Below are 239 nucleotides of genomic sequence, written 5' to 3' on the forward strand. Positions count from 1 at the left end.
GTATAGGTCCAACCGTTATAACCCGTTGGGGTACACAAACTGATGGGTAAACTCAACGGCGCAGGTTGAATACGTAAATTGGCTTGTATGTCTGCAAGGTTAATCTCGACTTGCCATTGTCCGTCGACAATATTGATAACAATACCTTTGTGTTTACGGCCAATTTCGGCGCGCCCACGCTTAGGAGAGTCACTTAGCTGGCAGCCAAACCCGAATGGCGTTAGCCATTGCGTTTGGGT

General features: G+C 48.1%; 1 pseudogene. It reads right to left on the reverse strand.

What is annotated here, in order from left to right:
* A pseudogene (locus AAEY68_RS21650) lies at window positions 1–239 on the reverse strand (DUF2804 family protein); the annotation flags it as partial.

Origin of the sequence: Pseudoalteromonas sp. RB2-MNA-CIBAN-0110 (assembly GCF_040309305.1) — a bacterium.
GTDB classification, from domain to species: domain Bacteria; phylum Pseudomonadota; class Gammaproteobacteria; order Enterobacterales; family Alteromonadaceae; genus Pseudoalteromonas; species Pseudoalteromonas arctica.